The organism is Paenibacillus lautus (genome assembly GCF_050482385.1).
GTDB lineage: Bacteria > Bacillota > Bacilli > Paenibacillales > Paenibacillaceae > Paenibacillus_AQ > Paenibacillus_AQ lautus_B.
Genome location: NZ_JBCNHV010000017.1, coordinates 1 through 14276, shown reverse-complemented (window position 1 = coordinate 14276; position 14276 = coordinate 1). Strand labels below are relative to the sequence as shown.

Annotated in this window: 19 protein-coding genes; 15 read left to right on the top strand and 4 right to left on the bottom strand. The window is 49.2% G+C overall.

Going from position 1 to position 14276, the window contains the following annotated elements; translation table 11 throughout:
* Window positions 1-69: 69 nt before the first annotated feature.
* Both ABEW73_RS21680 and ABEW73_RS21675 read right to left on the bottom strand, forming a co-directional pair.
* Entirely contained in the window at window positions 70-804 is a 735-nt protein-coding gene (locus tag ABEW73_RS21680) for a class I SAM-dependent DNA methyltransferase (protein WP_430168915.1), read from the bottom strand.
* Between the two features lie 160 nt (window positions 805-964).
* Window positions 965-1435, bottom strand: coding sequence for a DUF4267 domain-containing protein (locus ABEW73_RS21675; RefSeq protein ID WP_430168913.1), 471 nt, complete (start codon window positions 1433-1435; stop codon window positions 965-967).
* Between the two features lie 166 nt (window positions 1436-1601).
* On the opposite strand from ABEW73_RS21675, the gene ABEW73_RS21670 reads away from it, so the two are divergent.
* Window positions 1602-1937: a winged helix-turn-helix transcriptional regulator gene (locus tag ABEW73_RS21670; RefSeq protein WP_430168911.1), complete on the top strand. Its 336-nt coding sequence runs from the start codon at window positions 1602-1604 to the stop codon at window positions 1935-1937.
* A complete protein-coding gene (locus tag ABEW73_RS21665; protein ID WP_430168909.1) occupies window positions 1861-2607 on the top strand; it encodes an MBL fold metallo-hydrolase in 747 nt (248 codons plus the stop codon). Before ABEW73_RS21670 ends, ABEW73_RS21665 begins: the two co-directional genes overlap by 77 nt.
* Before the next feature lie 97 nt (window positions 2608-2704).
* Here the strand turns inward: ABEW73_RS21665 and ABEW73_RS21660 are convergent, their stop codons facing one another.
* Complete coding sequence (locus tag ABEW73_RS21660) at window positions 2705-3946, bottom strand: MFS transporter (protein WP_430168906.1); 1242 nt, start codon at window positions 3944-3946, stop codon at window positions 2705-2707.
* A gap of 227 nt (window positions 3947-4173) precedes the next feature.
* Between ABEW73_RS21660 and ABEW73_RS21655 the strand changes: the two genes are divergently transcribed.
* The 11 genes from ABEW73_RS21655 to ABEW73_RS21605 all read left to right on the top strand — a co-directional run bounded on the left by ABEW73_RS21655 (window position 4174) and on the right by ABEW73_RS21605 (window position 12301).
* Window positions 4174-4605: an NUDIX hydrolase gene (locus ABEW73_RS21655; protein ID WP_430168903.1), complete on the top strand. Its 432-nt coding sequence runs from the start codon at window positions 4174-4176 to the stop codon at window positions 4603-4605.
* A gap of 45 nt (window positions 4606-4650) precedes the next feature.
* The gene (locus tag ABEW73_RS21650; RefSeq protein ID WP_430168900.1) at window positions 4651-5097 is read left to right on the top strand and encodes an NUDIX hydrolase; all 447 of its coding nucleotides are present in this window, start codon (window positions 4651-4653) and stop codon (window positions 5095-5097) included.
* A 16-nt stretch (window positions 5098-5113) separates the two neighbouring features.
* Window positions 5114-5656, top strand: coding sequence for a histidine phosphatase family protein (locus tag ABEW73_RS21645; RefSeq protein WP_430168897.1), 543 nt, complete (start codon window positions 5114-5116; stop codon window positions 5654-5656).
* Between the two features lie 219 nt (window positions 5657-5875).
* Window positions 5876-6064 carry a hypothetical protein gene (locus ABEW73_RS21640; RefSeq protein WP_074961888.1) on the top strand — a complete coding sequence of 63 codons (189 nt, stop codon included), beginning with the start codon at window positions 5876-5878 and terminating at the stop codon, window positions 6062-6064.
* A 223-nt stretch (window positions 6065-6287) separates the two neighbouring features.
* Window positions 6288-6896 carry a metalloregulator ArsR/SmtB family transcription factor gene (locus ABEW73_RS21635; RefSeq protein WP_430168894.1) on the top strand — a complete coding sequence of 203 codons (609 nt, stop codon included), beginning with the start codon at window positions 6288-6290 and terminating at the stop codon, window positions 6894-6896.
* A 311-nt stretch (window positions 6897-7207) separates the two neighbouring features.
* Window positions 7208-7471: a B-box zinc finger protein gene (locus ABEW73_RS21630; protein WP_430168891.1), complete on the top strand. Its 264-nt coding sequence runs from the start codon at window positions 7208-7210 to the stop codon at window positions 7469-7471.
* 68 nt (window positions 7472-7539) lie between these two features.
* Window positions 7540-8328, top strand: a complete 789-nt coding sequence (locus tag ABEW73_RS21625) for a prolipoprotein diacylglyceryl transferase (protein WP_430168888.1) — start codon at window positions 7540-7542, stop codon at window positions 8326-8328.
* Between the two features lie 17 nt (window positions 8329-8345).
* The gene (locus ABEW73_RS21620) at window positions 8346-9761 is read left to right on the top strand and encodes a radical SAM protein (protein WP_430168885.1); all 1416 of its coding nucleotides are present in this window, start codon (window positions 8346-8348) and stop codon (window positions 9759-9761) included.
* 30 nt (window positions 9762-9791) lie between these two features.
* Window positions 9792-10937, top strand: a complete 1146-nt coding sequence (locus ABEW73_RS21615) for an SGNH/GDSL hydrolase family protein (RefSeq protein WP_430168882.1) — start codon at window positions 9792-9794, stop codon at window positions 10935-10937.
* Window positions 10938-11330: 393 nt separating this feature from the next.
* A complete protein-coding gene (locus tag ABEW73_RS21610; protein WP_430168879.1) occupies window positions 11331-11909 on the top strand; it encodes a YecA family protein in 579 nt (192 codons plus the stop codon).
* A 224-nt stretch (window positions 11910-12133) separates the two neighbouring features.
* Window positions 12134-12301 carry a hypothetical protein gene (locus ABEW73_RS21605; RefSeq protein WP_430168876.1) on the top strand — a complete coding sequence of 56 codons (168 nt, stop codon included), beginning with the start codon at window positions 12134-12136 and terminating at the stop codon, window positions 12299-12301.
* Between the two features lie 213 nt (window positions 12302-12514).
* Here the strand turns inward: ABEW73_RS21605 and ABEW73_RS21600 are convergent, their stop codons facing one another.
* Complete coding sequence (locus ABEW73_RS21600) at window positions 12515-12961, bottom strand: hypothetical protein (RefSeq protein WP_430168873.1); 447 nt, start codon at window positions 12959-12961, stop codon at window positions 12515-12517.
* A gap of 202 nt (window positions 12962-13163) precedes the next feature.
* On the opposite strand from ABEW73_RS21600, the gene tnpA reads away from it, so the two are divergent.
* Window positions 13164-13562: an IS200/IS605 family transposase gene (tnpA, locus tag ABEW73_RS21595; protein ID WP_430168871.1), complete on the top strand. Its 399-nt coding sequence runs from the start codon at window positions 13164-13166 to the stop codon at window positions 13560-13562.
* Window positions 13563-13697: 135 nt separating this feature from the next.
* Window positions 13698-14276 (top strand): transposase (locus tag ABEW73_RS21590; protein ID WP_430206399.1); only part of this gene is annotated, 579 nt, incomplete at its 3' end.

Here is a 14276-nt window from a genome sequence, read left to right as displayed (position 1 = left end):
ATGTAAGAAGCACCCTCTCCCACTTGTGAAGTGGAAGAAAGGGTGCTTTTTTTCGATATGGAATGAGAGTTACACGCTCTTTCTCCCCGCTAGAAACAGGAACAGCGGAATTCTGCACCTGCGCTCATAGGTTTCTTCGTTTAAGAAATGTTCTCGCACAGGTCGGGATTCCCTAAGCTGTTCCACGATAAAGCCAGCATCCTGCATCGCCCTGAAGTAATCCTCAACGGTTCGATGGTACTTCTGAACGGTACCTCCGAGCCATTGCTGTTCCCGGTAGCCTTCGCTGAAGTAATTGTCCACGACCCAGTTCGTTCTTGTGCCGGACGGCTGAAGCGTAGAGGTAATGACGGGATGCTCGACGGAGAAGACAAACCTGCCGTTTCGCTTCAAGCACTGATGAATGCATTGAAAGACACGCTCGATATCCTGCAGATAATGAATGGCGAGCCTGGAGAGCACTAAATCATAAGAATCGCGGGGATATGCAAATTCCTCGATCCTCGTGTGCACAACGGTTCCGTTGTTGTAATCGGCCAGGTTGCTTGAGGCGGCTTCCACCATATTACGAGAGCCTTCAATCCCTACATACGCAGCACAACCTTTGTTGAGCAATTCCACGCCAAAGCCTGCATCACCGCACCCTAGGTCCAAAACATGCCGATCCGAGATATCCTCAAGCAGCTGCCAGATGACCGGTTTCTCTAGTGTATCGTTGGCGTTCTCCTGCCCTTGCCGCCGCTCCATGTACTTCTTGAAGTTTGTATCGTTGTCATAAAAATCAGATCCGTGATAGCTCCTCATAGACACCTCCTGCTTGGAATCATCCTTACACTCGATATTTCAGAAGATCAGCTAGCCGTGCTAATCCACCTAAAACAGCCGTCTGCAAAATCCGGGGCGGTCCCGCTAGGTACCCATGATGAACAAGGGCCTTTCCTGTTACATAACTCACCTCGATCCGTTATTTTGGAAAAGACCGGGGATGTTTTGTCTTATGATTCATTATAACGGATCGTTCCTCCCGGAATAATACCCAGGCCACGAATAATATATAAATAACTGTGCCGATATGAATCCACGCGCAGGCTGGAGTAGCCCCCTCACTACGGAGTACCAACAAGGCATCCACGAGAGGCATTTCGATGCTGAGAATGAGTAGGATAAGGGATGCTTTACGCAGACGGAAGAGCAATAAGGCGGCGATCACCAGCCCGATGTATAAATCGCGATTGGCCTTGATGTAGATAATGGCTGCATCCGAAGAATGAAAAAGAGTTAAACCAAAGCCTTGAATGGCGGCCTCCGGCCCAATAAACGTGTTCACACCGAGGTACAGCAGAAACAGCGAGAGTGAGGCGACCAGCCAGTAAGAGTAAGCGCGCGGCCCCCAATCCTTGGATTGCCATGATGTGCTGGAACCATATGGATTCATAAAATAATCCTCCTTAAATTTTTCGAAAGCATCTAGGCTGGTGAATAACGTTATCCGTCATGCTCCGGTTGAATTGACTTTAGACTAACATGCAACATAGAATCGTGATAAGAACCCACTTTCGAGTAAGGAGCTTACTTTAAAGTAAGCCATAGAGGAGGGCTATATGAGAACATCTGCTAATGCTGTCATTAGTCAATGCCCCATTGAAACGGTCATGCATGTCATAGGGGGGAAGTGGAAGCCCTTGATCTTATGGCATCTAATGGAATCCACCAAGCGCTTCAGTGATTTGGAGAAGGACATACCCGAGGTTACGCAGAAGATGCTGACCCAGCATCTGCGGGAATTGGAAAGTGACGGGCTTGTTGTTCGGACCATCCATCCTTCGGTTCCGCCAAAGGTGGAATATACTCTGAGCGAATATGGAATCACGCTGCTGCCTGTGCTTGAAGCGATGTGTAATTGGGGAACGATTCATAATCAGAAAAATTACAGCTAGGTGGTGTAGGATTATTCAAATTCAAATTCAAATTCAAAAGATAAAGAAAAGAAACGTCTTATTTACCAATCGTATCCCTGCGGGATGGGATTTAAATGTTCAACTGATCATGGGAGATCGAAATAATTACATTATCGATACGGGTCTGGGCTCGTTGAACATCGAGCCTGTTAAAGAATACATAAAGCATGATTACAAGCCCATCATTGTAATTAATACGCATCATCATTGGGACCATATCTGGGGGAATGGCTCGTTCCGAGACTGTACCATCATATCTCACACACTGTGCAGGGAAATGATGGAGTCAGAATGGGAAGTGATGATTCAGAAAAACAAGAGATTTATTGAGGGGGAGACGGAATTGGTTCTTCCTAATCTGACATTTGATAACGAATTATATTTTCCGGAAGACAACATAAGGCTCATATATACCCCTGGCCATACCCTGGATTCCATAAGTGTGTTGGACGAACTGGAGCAGGTGATTCATCTAGGTGATAATGTCGGTGACTCCATGGATGAGATTGTTCCAAGCATTTATGGCGATGAGGAGTCTTACATTCGCACGCTTCTGAAATATAAAGAAATGGATTTTGACACTTGCATATCGGGTCATAATGTCGCGTTGGATAAGCAGATCATAGAGCATATATTGAGCAAGCTTTAGGATCTAGGTTGAGCTATATTGTTGAAAAGCAAATAACCGAGTGCAACGGGAATAACCCTCGTTATCACTCGGTTTTTTGTTTTATCCGCGTATGCGTTTATGCTTCGGTTTTTTCACCGCGTGCGGTCATGCTTCTATTTCCATTTCGGACGAGGGGGATGATCATCAAGAACCCCAGTAAAAAACAGATGCCGGCCAATTCATAAACAAAAGTTAGGGAAAGTGTTTGTTTTAATAGACCCGAGCATCCCATTGTGATCAGCATGGCTCCGGTCATGAGCGGAGTACGTACTCCGGTGACCCGACCGATGTAGGCTTGTTCCGTTTGCTGCATGACCAAGGTGTGGTTCCCGATAAAAATAGCCGGTTGCAGCAGCGCAATCAGGAATTGCGAGAGCATGGTCAGCCAGAGGACTGTCGACAGACCCAGCAAGAGAATGCCTGCGCCGTTCACGATCAGCCCCATCATCAGTAACCGTCCGGGAGCAATTCGGGATGCCAGCATAAACGTTACGATTCCACCCAGGATTTCGCCTACACCGTAAGGGATGGTAATCCACTGCAAGTCCTGAGCGGACAAGCCTAAGCGTTCGGTCACCAGAAATATGCTGAGCGGGGAGATCAATCCCACCCCAAGCCCCACAACCATGAAGCAGAGGCTAAGCCGCAGCAGGTCTCTTTTGAATAAAACATAACCAATGCCATCCGCCATATCGCAAAGAATTGAAGAAGCTGCCGCTGCTGTATCCGTAGTTGCTTTCTGATCTTTAGGCACAAACAGCATGGCTAGCGCAGATAACGTGAACAATCCGCTCGTTAACACGAGGGCAGCCGACATGCCCCATTGCTGAAATACCCATGTGCCCAGAATCGGACCGATGATCATGAAGAGAGAGAACAGCGTTTGCAGCAGCGACATTCCAATAGAAGCATCCTCGTCCCGCACATGGATTTTGAACAGTTTCATGCCGGAGGGCTGGGCGAACTGCGACAGAATGGAAGAGCATAAGGTCGCGAAGAATACAGCGCCCCACGAGCCGGATTCCAGCATCAGAAACACGATGAAGACGGAGCAGGCACTGAGTATCTCGCACCAGACGATGGTTGCTTTGGGACGCCAACGGTCGGCGAATACACCCCCAATGAACGAAAACAGAAAGATCGGTCCGTATTCGGCAACGGAAATCATGGAAATGGCAAAAGCATTCCCGCCTGTCATATCCATGATATACAGCAAAACCGCAAAATTTCGGATCCATATTCCGAGCTGGGAGCATACATTGGAAATCAGGATCGCTCGGACGAAGCCGTTGTGGAGCAAACGGATAGAGCTTGGCATGGTGATAATCCTCCTTACAGAATCAATGCTGGAACCTATTCTGCGGTCTCCTGTAAGGTGAGAGTCAATAGGTTAGAAATAACAAAAGTTGTCTTGTTACATGCCGAGAACAATTATGGAATACTCGTGTAAATAGAGCTGATTCATTTAGGCAGCGTCGTTCCCCCTTATCAACAACGGTCCGTATCGTGTAAAGTAAGAAAATAGGTTGTTTGAGGAGGGGTGTCATGTTTATCGTCAATGTGGAAGGGGCCGTCTGCAAGGACGGGCAGTGGCTGATGATCACGCGCAGCATGAAGGAAGAGCATGCGGGGGGAACACTCTCGTTACCGGGAGGCAAAGTCGACAGGGAGGGGCACACGCTGGATATTCTGGAGCGCACGGTGAAGCGGGAGCTTTACGAAGAAGTTGGCGTCGAGGTGAAGGAGAACGTCACATACTTATACAGCTCCTCATTTGTAACGGACGATGACCGTCCTGTCATCAACATGGTGTTTTTGTGCGAGTATGATAAGGGTACGCCTTACAGCAAGAGCCCGGACGAGGTCGAGTCGGTACAGTGGATGACACTGTCCGAGATCCTAAACCATCCGAAGGCACCGCCGTGGACGAAGGAGAGTGTGCAAAGAGCGGAGAATGTCCGCTGCAAGCTGACCTAAGTATTTTTCATGGAAAGAAGAATCCAACGAATTGGAGGTGTGGTAATGAGCAACCTGTTGCAGGTCAGAGTGACCGGAATCCTGATTGAAAACGAACGTATTTTGCTGGTCAAACAGAGCGTTTCGTCTGAACGCGGCTGGTCGCTTCCCGGAGGAAGAGTAGAGCAAGGGGAAACCCTGGAAGAAGCCATGGTTCGAGAAATGGAAGAGGAAACCGGACTGACAACAAAAGTAAAGAAACTCCTATATTTATGCGATAAACCGGATTCATCGCCTTCACTGTTACATATTACGTTTTTGCTGGAACGCTTGGAGGGGGAGATCCGTCTCCCGTCGAACGAGTTCGATCTCAATCCCATCGGTGATGTGGTCCTGGTCCCGATCGCAGATTTAACGAGCCACGGGTTTTCCGAGAAGTTTATGACGATCGTTCAGCGCGGATTTCCGGAGTCAGGAAGCTATCAAGGACTCAAGAGTAATATTGGTTTATAAAGGAGGTGCTGATTTCATGAAAAACGTATTTATTGTGCGACACTGCAAGGCTGAGGGACAAGCCGCCGACGCTCCGTTAACCGGGCAGGGTATTCAGCAAGCGCTTGAACTTGCGGAGTTTCTATCTGATAAAGGGATTGATCATATGGTTTCGAGTCCTTACCGTAGAGCCTACGATACGATCAAACCCTTGGCGAATCTCATTGGCATAGAAGCTGTGATGGATGAGAGATTAACGGAGAGGGTTCTATCGGGTCGCAATGAGACTGCTTGGCGGGAGATGCTTCGCCGAACTTATGATGATTTGGATTTGTGTTATGAAGGCGGGGAATCAAGTCGTACAGCCATGCATCGCGCCGTTCGTGTGGTGGAGGAGGTCCTGCAGAACTCTAGCCAGAATGCTGTCATCGTGTCGCATGGCAACCTGATCTCGCTTCTGCTAAAGCATTATGACAACCGGATCGGCTTCGACGAGTGGGAGGCGCTAACCAATCCCGACGTGTACCAGCTCAGCTTCCGTTCGGATGTACCCGCCATACAGCGGAAATGGACCTCATGAAGCACTAGGCACGATGTGACGTACCGTATGTAAAAAAGAGTTCATAAGCGTTTATTCCCTATATTTTACGGCAGGCCATCCCCTATAATGGAGTTGCACAGATATCCAAGCTGTATTTCCTATGATTCGTATAACAAAGGGAAGTCGAATCTTGTACAAGCTGTGTGCAAGGGTTCGCAACAACATTAAAGAGATTATGAAATAAAGGGGATATGAAACATGGCCAAAACAAAACGGGGCCGCGCACTATGGAGTATGCCATCACGTGGCCGCGGCACATGCCCGGTATGCAGCACTTCTCGCATCAAGCTACTCTACGTCGCCAACAAGTCGGACGGCACAGCGCTGAAGGTATGCAAGAGATGCCAGAATGCCGATCAGTCCAGAGTCGACGCAGCTGTCGTGTAAGATGCGGTTCGTAGGTTAACTGGATAATCAGCGAACAGTTTCTGTGCCTGGAGCCGTAAAATCCGGAAACCCGTTCCTTCATGAAGAAGGGCGGGTTTCTTTATGCTGTCAGGGCATTGATTGCTCATGCGGAGGTTTACTTTGAATTTCGGATGGGATAATATCTGATTTAATAAATCGTAAATTAGATGCTCGTCAAATTGTGTAGGGAGTGAACATATCCATGCAGTTGGATAAGGTGGTTAGTTATCATAAGGCGCTTGCGGATCCGACGCGAATCAAAATGCTGATCCTGCTAGCCGAAGGTGAATTAAACGGACAGGTTCTGGCCGAGAAGATCGGCGTCACGCCGGCAACGATCACGCACCATGCAGCGAAGCTGCGGGAAGCGAGCCTGATCAAAGAGCGTAGGGATAAGAACACGATCTATTTCTCGTTAAACCATTATTTTATCAAAAATAGTGCAACCGCTACGGAAAATCTAATCTACCAACGAGTAAGGCCCGACGGCGTCCCCGAGCGCTTGGAGGAAGAAGATCAGCGGACGAAGGACGCTGTTCTGAACAATTTTTTCACATCCGACGGGAAGTTGAAGAGCATCCCTGCCCAGTTGAAGAAGAAACTCATCGTGCTTACGCATATGGTATCCCGGCTTGAGAAGGGACGTAAGTACACCGAGAAGGAAATCAACGAGTTTATTCAGGGTTACCATGAAGACTTTGCAACTCTTCGCCGGGAGTTCGTTATGCATCATTTCATGTTCAGGGACAACGGAGTCTATGAGCTCAATCCGCAAGAGATGTGGGCACGATGGGGGGATCTATCCTCATGATAGAGGAATTGCCGCTATCCCATAGTACTCACGTTCGAAGTAACGGACGTTGAGGAGTTAGGGCAGTAAGCTGCATCAAGAGGGGATTGAAACGAACCGATCAAAGGTGATAGGCAAGCGCTGGCTTTCATTAGGCAGATAGCTTGCCTTTTTAGTTTTTAACGAGCCTAGCGTATCTTTGCAGCTGGTCTGGCACTGCCTAATGTTACTCATAATCACGGGATATGCGTCGTAAATGTAGGTGGTAGTCTAAATCTTCGGCAACGTTTACAATGGGAATATAGGGATTGAATGCCAAGTGAGGTGATTGGATGGAAGTCTACCGCTGCATGAACCATCCCGAGAGGGAAGCCGTTGCTCAATGCACGCGCTGCGGGAAGCCGGTGTGTGAGGAATGCCATAATCCGGAAACAGGCCGCTGCCGCTACCGCTGCGGTGAAATGAATACCGGTCCCGGCGCGCCGAGACAGCCTAGGAACGTATGGGTGACCGTGATCGTCTCCATACTGGCCATCTTGGGCGGTCTTGCGCTGCTGCTGCTGACGATTTGCGGGGCAATCTTATTTTCTTTTTAAAATAACGCGTTCCTATTTCCGGCTAGATCGCATTTCCCATTCAAGTTTTGATATCAAGGAGTGGACAGATGGAGTTTCCTGTTTATGTATACCTGGGGTCCTGGCGGATTCATCCACACGTGCTGTTTGAATCGCTGGCCTACTTTATCGGCTTCCGCGTGTATTTATGGACCCGCAGGCCGAGCGGCATGACAAAGCTGATGAGCCTGCAGATTCTGGCTGGCATCATCGTCGGCGCAGCCATTGGCTCCAAGCTGCTATTCTGGCTGGAGGATCCGGCTGCCACCTGGGAACAGCTGCGCCAATTCCATCTGCTGTGGGGAGGCAAGACCATTGTCGGCGGTCTTCTGGGCGGATTGATCGGCGTCGAGCTGACAAAGCGCTGGGTGGGATGGAAGCATTCCACGGGCGATGATTTTGTTTACCCGCTGATGCTGGGCCTGGGGCTCGGACGGATCGGCTGTTTTCTGACCGGCCTAGATGATCATACCTATGGTACGCCGACGACCTGGTTCACGGGCGTGGATTTTGGCGACGGGGTTTATCGCCATCCGACTCAGCTGTATGAGATCCTGTTTCTGGTCGTGCTGGCCTTACTGCTGATTCCACTGTACCGCCAAAGCCGCGGCAGATCCACTCGCGAGGGCTACGTGTCCGGGCGGATGTTCCAATGGTTCATGGCCGGGTATCTGCTCTTCCGCCTGGTGATCGACTGGATCAAACCGACGCCGCATCCTTACCTGGGACTGAACAATATCCAATTAGCCTGCATCGCGGGCCTCATCTATTATGCGTGGCTGATCGGCGGCAGAAACCGGCTTCGCCGATCGATGCCGGATTCCCATTTTCCAAGCTGACCAAAGGAGTCTTGATTATGCCAAAAAACCGCCCTTATCTGTATCATGAACTGACAAATAGCATATGCACGACCTGTTACCGCAAAGTGGAAGCCAAGATCATCGAGGAGAACGGCATGATCTATATGCTCAAAAGATGCCTCATACACGGTCCGGAAAAAGTGCTGATCGCGACGGAGGCCGATTATTACCATCAGACGCGAAAGTTCATCAAGCCATCCGAAATGCCGCTCGTCTGGAATACGCCGATCCGGTACGGCTGTCCTTACGACTGCGGACTCTGTCCGGACCATGAGCAGCACAGCTGCCTCACGCTGCTGGAGATCACGGACCACTGCAATTTGCAGTGCCCGATCTGCTTCGCGGAATCGTCGCCGCATCGTACTTCCTACAGGTCGCTTACGCAGATCGAATTCATGCTCGACCGGATCGTGGAGAACGAGGGGGAGCCTGACATCGTGCAGATCAGTGGCGGCGAGCCGACGACGCATCCGGATTTTTTTGACATCCTGGACATGTGCAAGAGCCGTCCCATCAAGCATATTATGGTGAACACGAACGGCATCCGCATTGCCCAGGACCGCGATTTTGCGCGGAGGCTGGCTGAATACATGCCTGGATTCGAAATTTACCTGCAGTTCGACAGCTTTGAGGCGCATGTGCTGAAGGAGCTGAGAGGGGCCGATCTGCGGCGCATCCGCCAGGAAGCCATCGACCATCTGAATGAATTCAACATATCCACGACGCTGGTCGTCACGCTGAAGAAAGGCCTCAATGACGGCGAGATCGGAGATATCATTCAGTATGGGCTTCAGCAAAAAGCGGTGCGCGGCGTCACCATTCAGCCGATTCAGGCAGCAGGCCGGCTGGAGGGGTATGATCCGGCAACCGACCGGCTGACCGTGAGCGAAGTGCGGCGGATGATCATCGACCAGTCCGAGGTATTTACGGATGCGGACATTCTGCCGGTGCCTTGCCACCCGGATTGCCTGGCCATGGGCTACGCCTTAAAGCTGGGCGGGGAAGTGCTGCCATTGACGCGGATGATCGACCCGGAAATCCTGCTCGAGGGCGACAGCAACACGATTGTGTTTGAGCAGGATCCCGTGATCCGGGGCAAAATGTTTGAGCTGCTGTCAACGGGCCATTCGCCGCAATCCTCGGCGCTTTCCCTGAAGAGCTTGCTCTGCTGTTTGCCGCTGGCCGCTGTACCGGAACAGATTACCTATGACAACGTCTTCCGGGTCATTATCATGCAGTTCCTGGACGCCCATAACTTCGACGTCCGCTCCGTCAAGAAATCCTGCGTCCACATCATGCATCCCGACGGAAGGATGATCCCGTTCGACACCTATAACATGTTCTACCGGGATGACAAGGAAGAGCTGCTGAAGGAGCTGAAGGCAGAGGTTATCACGGCTTGGGACCGGTAAGAAGGCTCTGAAGTTATTAGGGAGGCGAGAATGGTGCAGAACAATACCCCTGAGACGGGGAAGGTATCCCCTTATCAGTTGGACCAGAACATGAAGATCGAGAACGATGGAGCAGGTGAACGATTATGGTATTCCCCATTGGAGACGCCTTTCCAAGTATCGGGCTTTGCCTGGCTTGACGCTGAACATAAATATCGCAGGCTGCCTGCGGTACCTGATGTTCCCATTCGACCGGAGGTAGATGCGTTAGCGAACTGTACATCGGGCGGTCAGATTCGCTTCCGCACGAATTCTCGGAGTGTGTCTGTCCGCGTGCGTCTGGTCGCAGGATCCGGCATGTACCACATGCCGCCAACGGGAGAGTGCGGCGTCGATGCGTATATCGGCGGCCCCGGCCATTGGCTGCATGCGGGAACGGCTCGTTTTCAGGCCGGCCAGGTGGAGTATGAGAGCAGCATCTTTGATTCCGAGACAAGCGAGACACGATCGTTCCTCCTAAATATGCCCTTATACCAGGGCGTCGAGGAAATATGGATTGGACTTGAACCAGGAGCGGAGGTCTGGGCACCGGAAGCCTATGATTCTTCCAAAAAAGTGATTGTATACGGAACATCCATTACGCAAGGCGGATGCGCCTCACGGCCTGGCATGTCGTATACGAATATCTTAAGCCGCAGGCTCCATTTGGAGTTTATCAATCTGGGATTCTCAGGCAACGGAAAAGGGGAGTCGGAGCTTGCTGTACTGGCAGCTCAAATTCCGGAACCCGCATGTCTCGTCATTGATTACGAGGGGAACTCCGGGGGGACCCAGTCTTATCGGCAGACCTTGCCGCTGTATATTGAGACCTACCGCATGGTTCACCCGGAGGTCCCAATCATTTTGATATCCCGCATCCGCCATGGGGCCGAGTCGTTTAAGCCGGAGATTCTCGAAGGGCGGCTCACGCGGAAGAAGTTCCAGATGGATCTCATCCGGGAGCTGACCGAGGCCGGAGATCAGAACCTAACGTTTGTGGATGGATCGGATTGGTTAGGTGATGATCCTGGGGAAGCCACCGTAGATGGGGTTCATCCGACGGACCTCGGCTTCAAGCTGATGGCGGATGGGCTTGAGCCTGTTCTAAGACAAGTGATAGGCGATAGAGCCGCTGCATCAGGGCGATCCAACAGGTAACAGGTTCCAATGTTGGCGTATGGGTGGAGTGTCGTTATGCAATGAACTCGAAATCTGTGACCATTGGGCAAGGTACATGATCCTTATGGCGCGGATCTATGGAATCTTTACCAAAAATGGTACAAGTCTATTATAGGTTCTAACAAATTTGTTACATCCTACTTGCGTTATGACGATAATATAGAATAATATGAAGGGGCGCGGCTTTCATAGAGGGGACCCGCGCTTTTTTGCTATCTATCTTGCCTGGACACCTTCTTATCGGAAGCCCCCCCTGTAAGAGAGTGTTATGACGCGGAAGGCCGGCATGCCTTAAGGGTTTATAGGCTTGAGATGCGCATTTTCATATTTTCCATGTATAATAGAAGAAATCATTCAAATAGGAGCTAGGAAATGAAAAAGCTAGGAAGAAACGATCTATGTCACTGCGGAAGCGGGAAAAAGTACAAAAGATGTTGTCTTGAAAAAGATGAACGCACGGTATACGGTAAAGTCATCCAGTTCCCTGGTGCGAGAGCAGCAGAGCCTAAGCTACAGGCCGATCAATTGCGTCAGATGATTAACGACAAGCTGGGATGGATGGACTGGAATGCTGATGAGGATCGCGAGCTTGCCGAGTCTGTGTTTCCTCAGATCTGCCGGGATTATGAGCTGCAGGATGATCAGCAGCTGTTTCAAGTGTTCAGCCTCCTGATGGTCTGGAACAGCTTCTCCAGAGAAGCCAATCCGAAGTACCGTAAACAGGGCGGATATGCAAGTGCGTTAGAATATATAGTAACTTCATCGCTGGACATTTCAACAACGAAGTCCGATATCGCGAAGAAGCATGAGGTTTCCGTTGCTACGTTGACCCGCAACAGCGGTCAGATTCAAGACTTCATGGATGGCATCGCGGCATCCGGTGACGACGCGAACGTCGAGGATGAGGAATCCGATAGCGAAGCGGACAAGGACTTGTCCTTGGGACGCTAGCATTGCCATAGTGAAGGATCCAACAGCATGAGTGCGGCATTTGCGCATTCGGTTTCATAGCGTGACCGCTCCTATTTCAGTGGGGCGGTCATTTTGCGTTGAATGACCCAATTGAATTCCAAAGATCTTCATACATGTTCAATCATATATGATGGATTAATCAGTTTGTGATATGATTTAAAAAAGAAACAATATTCAACGAAAATAAGTTGGAGGTCCTGATTATGACAAGGGATAACCAATTAACCAAACTTATTAGGCTGACTGGCGAGAGAGCAAGACTTGAGGCCAAAGTAAACGGAACTTATGTTGTATATAAAGATGATTTTGGCAAACTGGTAAGGGAGTATTCTAGTGGGGAGAAGGAATATGTCTCGGGAAAAGACAGTTGAACCAACAACCATGTTTGTTTTTGCCGGAAACAACGGGAGTGGGAAGAGTACGATTCGTAATCTCATCATCGACCGCAGTTGAAAGCGCTGGAAGATTAATTCTAAAAAAACTGTACTAAACAATACTTTACGCTCAAGCCGCTCCCACTCAAGTGGGGCGGTCATTTTGTCTTAATCCATAATTCGGCGTTTTCGAAAAACCGCTTTCCCGATCTAGGCAGAGGATCCGCGTGAATCCGTCAGCAGCCAGCCCAGTGCAATGCCGTATAGCAGATGACCGGCTAGCCAGAATAGAAGGGCAGGGAGGTCGGATAACTCCGGTGTACGGTCAGACAAACCGGTGGTCGGATAGAGGAGGAGGCCTACGGAAAAACAGACCAGGGAGACCCAGGATAAGCTTCGCCCGCGGGACCCATTCTTCTGCTTCAAAAAGATGGCCAGAGCGATGCTCAGCAGGACGGAGATGACAAGATGCAGCGCAAACTCGATAAGTTCGGAGAGCTTCAGCTCCTTCAGGACGGGTACGTAATCGACGTTCAGCAGCAGCGTATAGACCTTTAACGAGGTGACCTGCTCGATCATTTTAAGGAATAACCCGAGGAAAATGCCCGCGACGGTGCCTGCCCATACCGGCCTGTTCAACCTGAATTTACTCCACATGAGCAACACAGCCCCCTTTTATAGCTCATTTTACAGTGATTGCCGACTGAAAGCCCACGGTTTTAATCGTGGGATGAAAGACGGCTTTGCCCTTCCCATCCCTTCATGGGATGGGAAGGGCAAACACATAGCACGTGTGCGTGTGTGCTTTTCTTTTTGTTTAATCGTTGCAGTTGTGTGGTCAAACTGATACAATTGTTTTATGGGACAAGAATATAGACGTACAGCTACAACAGTATCTCTCATTAACTATCATTTTGTTTTCTGCCCTCGTTATCGAAGAAAAGTGTTAGTCAAACAAGTGGAAATTCGATTCAAGGAGCTATTAGCTGAAATATGCCATCAGAATAACTGGATTATTGTGGCGATGGAAGTGATGCCCGATCATGTCCATCTGTTCCTGAACTGTCTTCCCACCGATTCTCCATCAGACGTTATGGCAAAAGTGAAAGGAGTAACCTCTCGAATATTAAGGCAAGAGTTTGAGCATCTTGCTCATTTGCCTAGTTTGTGGACACGTTCTTTTTTCGTTAGTACAGCTGGAAACATATCAAGTGAAACCGTAAAGCGTTATGTTGAAGAACAAAAGAAAAGGGGGTGAACACATGCAAGTTTTAACCGTTAAGATACGCATATTTCCTGATCAACCAGCCATTCTAGGTCAATTGGGAAATGAGTACATTCGGGTAGTCAATCAACTAACCGAACGGGCTGAACAACTGGGGCATTTCCGAAAATGACTACAAAAGATGTAGAAACCATTCTTCCGTCTGCGGTTTGTAATCAAGCGATTCGTGATGCCAAAAGTGTTTTCAGTAAAATCAAGAAACTTGGTGTTCGTCCCATTCTTAAAAAACCTGTATATTTCGTTAACAATCAAAACTACACGGTATCCGAAAATACAGTTGCTTTCCCTATCGTTGTAGATGAAAAGACGAAGAAAACAACGTTTCGTGCTACAGCGACTAGTAGAGATATGGAGCTGTTAAGAAAAGCCAAACTTGGATTGATGCGTATCATTGAAAAGTCAGGGAAATGGTACGCTCAAATTTCGGTAGAAGTGCCAACAAGTGTAACAAACAACGAAAACATCATGGGAATTGATCTTGGTTTAAAAGTTCCTGCTGTTTCTGTAACTTCTACAGGTAAAACCCGATTTTTTGGAAACGGCAGACAAAACAAGTACATACGAAGAAAGCATGAGCAACGTAGGCGTAAATTAGGAAAACTCAAAAAATGGTCTGCCATTCGTAAGCTAGGTAATAAAGAGCAACGTTGGATGAAAGATCAAAATCATAAGATTAGTCGGCAAATT

Excerpts from the sequence above, each read along its gene's own strand:
- ABEW73_RS21680 (WP_430168915.1), bottom strand. The coding sequence starts at position 804 with ATGAGGAGCTATCACGGATCTGATTTTTATGACAACGATACAAACTTC.
- ABEW73_RS21675 (WP_430168913.1), bottom strand. The coding sequence starts at position 1,435 with ATGAATCCATATGGTTCCAGCACATCATGGCAATCCAAGGATTGGGGG.
- ABEW73_RS21670 (WP_430168911.1), top strand. The coding sequence starts at position 1,602 with ATGAGAACATCTGCTAATGCTGTCATTAGTCAATGCCCCATTGAAACG.
- ABEW73_RS21665 (WP_430168909.1), top strand. The coding sequence starts at position 1,861 with ATGGAATCACGCTGCTGCCTGTGCTTGAAGCGATGTGTAATTGGGGAA.
- ABEW73_RS21660 (WP_430168906.1), bottom strand. The coding sequence starts at position 3,946 with ATGCCAAGCTCTATCCGTTTGCTCCACAACGGCTTCGTCCGAGCGATC.
- ABEW73_RS21655 (WP_430168903.1), top strand. The coding sequence starts at position 4,174 with ATGTTTATCGTCAATGTGGAAGGGGCCGTCTGCAAGGACGGGCAGTGG.
- ABEW73_RS21650 (WP_430168900.1), top strand. The coding sequence starts at position 4,651 with ATGAGCAACCTGTTGCAGGTCAGAGTGACCGGAATCCTGATTGAAAAC.
- ABEW73_RS21645 (WP_430168897.1), top strand. The coding sequence starts at position 5,114 with ATGAAAAACGTATTTATTGTGCGACACTGCAAGGCTGAGGGACAAGCC.
- ABEW73_RS21640 (WP_074961888.1), top strand. The coding sequence starts at position 5,876 with ATGGCCAAAACAAAACGGGGCCGCGCACTATGGAGTATGCCATCACGT.
- ABEW73_RS21635 (WP_430168894.1), top strand. The coding sequence starts at position 6,288 with ATGCAGTTGGATAAGGTGGTTAGTTATCATAAGGCGCTTGCGGATCCG.
- ABEW73_RS21630 (WP_430168891.1), top strand. The coding sequence starts at position 7,208 with ATGGAAGTCTACCGCTGCATGAACCATCCCGAGAGGGAAGCCGTTGCT.
- ABEW73_RS21625 (WP_430168888.1), top strand. The coding sequence starts at position 7,540 with ATGGAGTTTCCTGTTTATGTATACCTGGGGTCCTGGCGGATTCATCCA.
- ABEW73_RS21620 (WP_430168885.1), top strand. The coding sequence starts at position 8,346 with ATGCCAAAAAACCGCCCTTATCTGTATCATGAACTGACAAATAGCATA.
- ABEW73_RS21615 (WP_430168882.1), top strand. The coding sequence starts at position 9,792 with ATGGTGCAGAACAATACCCCTGAGACGGGGAAGGTATCCCCTTATCAG.
- ABEW73_RS21610 (WP_430168879.1), top strand. The coding sequence starts at position 11,331 with ATGAAAAAGCTAGGAAGAAACGATCTATGTCACTGCGGAAGCGGGAAA.
- ABEW73_RS21605 (WP_430168876.1), top strand. The coding sequence starts at position 12,134 with ATGACAAGGGATAACCAATTAACCAAACTTATTAGGCTGACTGGCGAG.
- ABEW73_RS21600 (WP_430168873.1), bottom strand. The coding sequence starts at position 12,961 with ATGTGGAGTAAATTCAGGTTGAACAGGCCGGTATGGGCAGGCACCGTC.
- tnpA (WP_430168871.1), top strand. The coding sequence starts at position 13,164 with ATGGGACAAGAATATAGACGTACAGCTACAACAGTATCTCTCATTAAC.